General features: G+C 25.2%; 7 protein-coding genes. 2 read left to right on the forward strand and 5 right to left on the reverse strand.

Annotated features, from left to right (window positions below; translation table 11 throughout):
• The coding region (locus RYM86_RS18295) for a PLDc N-terminal domain-containing protein (protein ID WP_315082265.1) at positions 1–265 on the reverse strand (265 nt) is incomplete at its 3' end.
• A 46-nt stretch (positions 266–311) separates the two neighbouring features.
• Entirely contained in the window at positions 312–821 is a 510-nt protein-coding gene (locus tag RYM86_RS18300) for a hypothetical protein (RefSeq protein ID WP_315082267.1), read from the reverse strand.
• A gap of 413 nt (positions 822–1234) precedes the next feature.
• Here RYM86_RS18300 and RYM86_RS18305 point away from each other — a divergent pair, with 413 nt between their 5' ends.
• Positions 1235–1729 (forward strand): NUDIX domain-containing protein, encoded by a 495-nt coding sequence (locus tag RYM86_RS18305; RefSeq protein WP_315082268.1) that lies wholly within the window; start codon positions 1235–1237, stop codon positions 1727–1729.
• A 60-nt stretch (positions 1730–1789) separates the two neighbouring features.
• Here RYM86_RS18305 and RYM86_RS18310 read toward each other — a convergent pair whose 3' ends face one another.
• The 3 genes from RYM86_RS18310 to codA all read right to left on the reverse strand — a co-directional run bounded on the left by RYM86_RS18310 (position 1790) and on the right by codA (position 5566).
• Positions 1790–3244, reverse strand: coding sequence for a hypothetical protein (locus RYM86_RS18310; protein ID WP_315082269.1), 1455 nt, complete (start codon positions 3242–3244; stop codon positions 1790–1792).
• A gap of 197 nt (positions 3245–3441) precedes the next feature.
• Positions 3442–4113: a hypothetical protein gene (locus RYM86_RS18315; RefSeq protein WP_315082271.1), complete on the reverse strand. Its 672-nt coding sequence runs from the start codon at positions 4111–4113 to the stop codon at positions 3442–3444.
• A gap of 190 nt (positions 4114–4303) precedes the next feature.
• Complete coding sequence (codA, locus tag RYM86_RS18320) at positions 4304–5566, reverse strand: cytosine deaminase (protein ID WP_003452996.1); 1263 nt, start codon at positions 5564–5566, stop codon at positions 4304–4306.
• A 373-nt stretch (positions 5567–5939) separates the two neighbouring features.
• Here codA and RYM86_RS18325 point away from each other — a divergent pair.
• A partial coding sequence (locus RYM86_RS18325; RefSeq protein ID WP_315082272.1) for a creatininase family protein occupies positions 5940–6332 on the forward strand: 393 nt, incomplete at its 3' end.

The raw sequence follows: 6332 nt of genomic DNA on the forward strand, positions 1-6332 counted from the left end.
TTTCTAAAAAGTCTTCTTTTAATATGTATTTTTTTATATATTTATCAAAGAGAGTAAGTTCAGATTTTTTCATTATAAAAATATCTTTAGTATTAACTTTTCTTCCTAGCATTAAAAATAGAATAAAACCTATGTATGGTAATATAATTAATACTAATGTCCAAGAAATTATACTCTTAGAAGAACGATTCTCTTTAAAAATCATATAAAAAATAGTTAATAAGTTTACAATATGAACTAAATTAGAGAAAAAAGTAAAAATCATAATTAATAAATCCTTTCTATGGTTCTTATTATTTTATAAATTCATTTTAGTTATTTTGTTGTTGAATTGAATCTACAAAATTTTTAATATAATCATTATATAAATTATCATTAGTTATAAAGTTTTCTGGATTTCTATCTTCTAGCAAGATATTATTAATAATCCTATTAATATAATACTTATTATTTTCTTTTTGAATCAAACAGGTATAATCTGTTTTAATGTCCATTTTTTCTCCCTGTAAAACCTGTAACTCCACTATATAATTATTAGAATCTTTTTCATATATACTATTTATTTTAACTTTAAATTTTTTATATTTATATTTGTAATCAAGAAAACGATTTTTATTTAAAGTTAGCAGAGTAATTAATCTATGATTATTTACAACATTTGAATAATCTAAAGGCGTATTATTATAATCAATTTCAAAAAATTCAGTTAAAAGATTATATATAGGTTGTTCTATTTTAGCATTATTCTTTAAATTTTTATTTTTAAATAAATAAAAATAAGAAAGAGTAATCACTAAAAAAATTATAATTATGGTAAGCAATTTCTTTTTCGTAATAATTCACTTCCCTTATTTTAAAATTTTTATATTAATGAGAATTTCAATATATTTTCTATTAGCAAATTTTTAGTAAGTTAAATTATAACAATTGCTGTTTAAATAAGAAAACTTAGTGGCTTTTAGAATCATAAGAATTACTAATATTATATACTATTTTAACAAAATATTTTTAACTAGGGACATATAAATTGATATTTTCTTTAAAGAAGATCTTGTTAAAAATAATATGAGAAAATATATTTAATATTTCATTTATATTATTTATACTATATATTTTTGACTAAGATATAGAAAAGAAATATAATAAAAGGTAAATTCTCACTGTAGTGGGGAACAAGAGGCTAAAGATAAATCAACTAGTATAATCTATATACTAGATGTAAGGAGTAAATACTATGAATTATTGTTTTCAGTGTGGCACTAAATTAATAAATAAACAATGTAATAATGAGGGGGAGGTTCAATATTGTAATAAATGTGAAATGTTTCGTTTCCCAACATTTAGTTCGGCTATAAGTGCAATTGTTTTAAACCCTGATAAAAATAAGGTATTGCTTATACAACAGTATGGAAGAAAAGATAATATACTTGTAGCAGGATACATTAGTAAGGGTGAAAATGCAGAACAGACCTTAGTAAGAGAAATAAAAGAAGAAACAGGGCTTAATGTTAAGGACTATCAATATATGAAGAGTAGTTATTATGAAAAGACTAATACATTAATGTGCAACTTTATTTGTGTGGTAGATAGTGAAGATTTAAGTCAAATTAATGAGGAAGTTGATAAAGCAGAATGGTTTTCTTTTGAAGAGGCATTAAAAAATATTAAAAGCAAAAGTTTAGCTGAGGAGTTTTTAATATATGCCTTCAAAAAGATCAATTACATATAACTAAGAAAGGGCAGTATATAGCTTTGCTTTTAGAAAGAACTATATACTGCTTAATATTTATTAATTTTTTATGATAGAACTAATTTTATCAAAGAATTTTTTAAAGTTAAAACACTTAATTTCATCTGTTTTTACAGTATTTAATGTGTCTTTTAAAATATTTAATTCTTCTTCTTTTTTTATATACAAATCTTCTAATTCATTCAACTTTTTCTCTTTAGCTGCAAGGCTATCTTGAAGAAATTCTATATTTATACTTAACTGAGCTTTATTTTCATTAAAACTCAATATGCTATTATTTATTTTATTAAATTTATTTTCATAATATAGTAATTTATTTTCTTGTTCTTTTATTTTCTTATGAAGTTTTTCAACTAAAACATCTTTATCTGATGTGTTTAATTCACATATATATTTTTTATAATCAATATTTTCTTTTCTAAGTGCAGATATAAAATATTGAAAATAATATAGGGAACTATTATCATATCTATTAACTATTCTATAAATATTATCAATTACTAATAATCTTGGTGTATCATCATTTACAAAGAATGCTTCACCTTTGCATAAACTCGTCTTATTTTCTAAGAAATTTGAAAAATATGTTGCTTTGAATATATTTAAGTACTCTATAGAGTCAACTTGTGGGGGAGAAGTAAAAATATTTCCACCATCAATGGAAACTGTACTAAGAAGTTCATTATTACTAATCCATAAGCACCAAATATGTTCATCTATCATGAAAAAAGCAGAATAACTTATATCTTTATCTTTGAAAATATTAGTATAATTATAAGATGATAAATTACCTTTACAATAAGTAAGAGAATAAATATTATTGCAATCCTTTTTTATATATAGACATTGAATCTTATCTTCATAAGACATTAAGGAATACTCTTTAAATGGAGAAAGAGCGTCATCAATTATATAGAACTCAGACCAATCTTCAGAATAATAATCTAATAATCTATATCCTAAAAGATAATTATTTTCTTGCTTTTGATAAGCAATATACAAAATATCATTATTAGAAGTATAAACATAAAATGGAATTTTGTGGATGCCTTTAAACTGATCAATTAATTTAGGAGAAGTTAATTCTCCGTTTTTGTCAATTATTTGAGATACTAATGTTAGAATATTAGTACGTTTATTATAAATACTATAAAGTATTAATAAATCATTTTTGAGGAAAAGAGTTTTAAAGTAAATATCAAATTTTTCATTATCTTCATTTTCAAGGAGATTAAAATGGCTCCATTTTGTATTATCAAATAACTCCATAATTAAGTTTCCATGTAAATCTTCATATATAATAGATATGTTATCGTTAGGTAATATGGTTACTGAAAATTTTCCAGTAGTTTTATTGGTAAATACAATATAATTTGACCACACATTTCTTTTACAAATCTTGTACATAATACCGAATATCTCATCATATAAAAAGTTCCATATAGTACCATCAGATTGTTTTAAAACATACGTATTTTGTTCTACTGATACCATGAATTTTACCTCGCAGAATAAATTTCTTTATATATAATATGCATATTTAACTTAATGTCATAACACGATTAGTAGTAAAACATTAAAGTATTTATTATAAAAAATGTCCCTACAAAGGCGTAGGGACATATCTATATCCTTTTATTGATAATTTATTAATAAAACGATATAGTATTAAGAATAAATTATTTTTATGATTATCTATTACCGCAATCTGGAAGTTTGAATTTACCAGTTACTTTTATTACACAGGAATGATAGCAAACATCAGTATATAGATGGTGTACACTTACAGAATGACAGTGTGTTAATTTATCTTTTATAATTTCACGTGCAAGTATAGCTTCTTCATAAGTGCATTTATTACAAACAACGTTCTCCACGCATACACTATTATAACAAGATAAGGCTATATCATCATTATGAGGGTATAAACATTGTCCACTATCTTTATGAACAGAAACATTAACAATGAAAGGAATACATCCAACTATTTTTATATCATATCTAGGAGCACCATCACAGCAGCATGGAACAATAATAACGTTTAAGCAATTTAAATCGTATAATATTCTGGTTTCAGGGTTATTTATATGAACCTTGAAATTATTTGGTTTATTTATTGCGCAACAAAAATCTACATAACGATCAGTATTCTTACAGGTAGTATGGTGAGATTGACAGCTTGGTCTGTGTGAGCTTTCGTCTTGGCAACAGTCTTGTGGTACTATATTTTTCTCTTCAATATCTTCAGTTTTTATTTCTTCAATTTGTGTATCTTCAACTGATAGCTCCTCATTATTTATTGTAACAGCGATTTGTTTACTTAAACCAGTCATTTCAGACATTATTTCTTTTATATTTTTCATTTAACTTTTCCCCTTTTTGTATATTAAGATAAATTTCTATAAAATATAGTATGAGACTGTACTAAGAAAAGTTACTGTAGTAAATTTTAATTAATAGGAAATAATGGATATAGAATTGTTTTTACATTAAAATAAATTAAGGGCGTATATCAAAATAATTTTTGATATAGCCCTTTAATTTATATGGTGACTATTTTAATAGAGTTATTTTTGTATCTATTATTTCTGGTTCTCTCTTAAATAGGAATTCTCCTCTTCTTACAGAGCAGTTAACTCCAACTCTTTCAAGGATTGCATCAAATTCATTTTTAGCATTTAAAACTATGAAGTTAGCATCTTTTCCTACTTCTATACCATATTTGTCTTGGATATGAAGAGTTTTAGCACCATTTGTTGTGATTAAATCTAAGGCATTATTAATTTCATCAACAGACATCATATGACATATGTGAATACCAGCATCTAATATATTCATTAGGTTACCATTTCCTAATGGGTACCATGGGTCTGAGATTGAATCTTGAGCAAAACAAACATTAATTCCTGCATCATTTAATTCTTTAACTCTTGTAAGACCTCTTCTCTTTGGATAAGTGTCATATCTTCCTTGTAAGTGAATATTTTCTGTTGGACATGATATGAAGTTCATTTTTGATAATTTTAAAAGTTTGAATAATTTAAATGCATAAGCATTATTATATGAACCCATAGCACAAGCATGGCTTGCAGTTGTAAGTTCTCCAATTCCATTTAAATAAGATTCTGCTGCTAATAATTCAACAAATCTTGATTGATCATCATCAGTTTCATCACAGTGAACGTCAATTAATTTATTATATTTCATTGCAAGTTCTATAGTTTTCTTAACTGATTTTTCTCCCATTTCTCTTGTGAATTCAAAATGAGGAATAGCACCAACTACATCAGCACCCATTTTTAAAGCTTCCTCTACTAATTCATCTCCACCTTTATAAGAATACATTCCTTCTTGTGGGAAAGCTATGATTTGAATATCTATAATATCTTTATATTCTTCTTTTAATTCCATAATAGCTTTTAATCCTGTAAACTTAGGATCTGTTACGTCAACATGTGTTCTCATATATTGAGTACCATATAAAATCTCTTTTTTAAGAGCTATTCTTGCACGTTCTTTAATTTCATCTATTGTCATGTTTCCTTTTGTTTCAGACCATCTTTGAATTCCTTCAAAAAGAGTTCCTGTTCCATTGTTTGCACCAGGCATACGAGCTGTATATACATAGTCTAAATGAATATGTGGATCAACATAAGGTGGTACAACAAGATCTCCCTTTAAATCATAAGTTTCTACATCTTTATATTTTTCAGAAAGATTTGGACCTATTTCCTTATAAACTCCATTTTCAACAAGTAAATCAACTAGTGTTTCATTTCCTTTTAATCTAGCATTTTTAAATAAAATAGCTTTCATTTAAATAATCTCCCTTCAGTTTTTGGTATTTTACTAAAAAAATTTACTTATATTATTATTAATAAATTGAAATTTCTATTATTTTTAGTAATGACTTGTCAATAAGGAAAGTTTAGCATGAAAGATTTATCTAGTCATTGTATCAAATATACAAGAATAGTTTAAGATTACTGTGCACATAAAGAACATATTTTGGTAAATAGATTTGTATTTTTAGTACATTGTCACCAAAAAATACTCATTGTATACTGAGAGCATAGCAAAATTCACATAAAGAATTTTCAATTAAAGCTACATTTAATGAAGTTTTAGCTAAAAATCAATCTTTAATAAAGATAAGCTGAATAATAAGACAAGAAAAGGGGACTTTATTATGTATGAAAATGTAAAAATGGAAAACATGACATGGAGAGAATTTGCGAAGAAAAAAGATGATGTAATTATATTACCAATAGGATCTACAGAACAACATGGACCTCATCTTCCAACTTGTGTAGATACTGTAATAGCAAATGGATTTGCTTATAGAATTGCTGAAAAAATAAATGGGGTAGTTGCTCCTGCTTTATCATATGGATACAAATCAAAACCATTAAGTGGTGGTGGCCCATTATTCCCAGGAACTATAGATTTAAATGGAGCTACATTACAAGCTTTAGTAATGGATATAATAGACGAATTTGTTCGTGATGGATTTACAAAAATATTTATATTAAGTGCTCACTTTGAAAATGAAGCATTCATAGTTGAAGCTATGGATTTATGT

The sequence above is a fragment of the uncultured Clostridium sp. genome (assembly GCF_963527835.1).
In the GTDB taxonomy this organism is placed as follows: domain Bacteria; phylum Bacillota; class Clostridia; order Clostridiales; family Clostridiaceae; genus Clostridium.

Bases quoted from the DNA above. Each gene is read 5' to 3' on its own strand.
- RYM86_RS18305 (WP_315082268.1), top strand. From the start codon at position 1,235: ATGAATTATTGTTTTCAGTGTGGCACTAAATTAATAAATAAACAATGT.
- codA (WP_003452996.1), bottom strand. From the start codon at position 5,566: ATGAAAGCTATTTTATTTAAAAATGCTAGATTAAAAGGAAATGAAACA.
- RYM86_RS18315 (WP_315082271.1), bottom strand. From the start codon at position 4,113: ATGAAAAATATAAAAGAAATAATGTCTGAAATGACTGGTTTAAGTAAA.
- RYM86_RS18310 (WP_315082269.1), bottom strand. From the start codon at position 3,244: ATGGTATCAGTAGAACAAAATACGTATGTTTTAAAACAATCTGATGGT.